Source organism: Vibrio sp. 970 (genome assembly GCF_033339075.1).
This window is the reverse complement of the sequence record NZ_JAWOTW010000212.1, coordinates 1-784: the sequence shown is the minus strand read 5'-3', so window position 1 is coordinate 784 and position 784 is coordinate 1. Positions and strand designations below refer to the sequence as shown.

The window sequence follows — 784 nt, the reverse complement described above, 5'->3', positions numbered from 1 at the left end:
GTGAACTTTCTACTGGATGGACCATTGCAACTCAGATATTCGCATATAATCCCTTACAGTTTTGTTTACTACTTAATAATTATGTTTCTAACACCTTATTTTTCAAACAATAATCATCAATTTCAATTCACTCGTGAACAAGCAAGTCACTTTGCTAAGCGCGTGGCTGGTGATTACAACCCTATTCATGATGAAGATAACAAACGCTTTTGTGTGCCTGGCGACCTGCTATTTGCCGTTCTACTAAGTAAAGAAGGCATCAGCCAAAAAATGCGCTTTCGTTTCTCTGGCATGGTAAATGATGGCATTGAGCTGCATATTGAAAATAAGTGTGAAAAAGAAAGCGCAGTCGTAGATGAGGCAGGCAAAGAATACTTGCACATGTCTCGTGAAGGCGAAACCAACCACAACCCGGCTTTTATTGAGCACGTGGTAACAAATTACGTGCAGTTTTCTGGCATGAACTTCCCGCACATCATGGTTCCTCTTATGGAAGAGAAACAAATGATGATCAACTGTCAGCGTCCACTGGTTATTTATGAAAGCATGGAAGTCGAATTTTCACGCTTAGACCTTACACATCCTGAAGTGGATTTTACTGGTGCGACGTTTGATGTAGATGGTAAGCGCGGCGTGGTGACTTTGAACTTCGCATTCAAAGAAGATGGTGAAGTGGTCGGTAAAGGCATTAAACGTATGGTAGCGAGTGGTTTGAAGCCATACGATCAAGAAGCCGTTGACGACCTTGTACACCGCTTTAATGAGCGTAAGGATGCATTCCTAG

Annotated in this window: 1 protein-coding gene; it reads left to right on the top strand. The window is 42.1% G+C overall.

Features of this window, described 5'->3' with window-relative positions; genetic code table 11:
- Nucleotides 1-81: 81 nt before the first annotated feature.
- The coding region (locus R7Q11_RS25750; RefSeq protein WP_225466949.1) for a DUF3581 domain-containing protein at nucleotides 82-784 on the top strand (703 nt) is incomplete at its 3' end.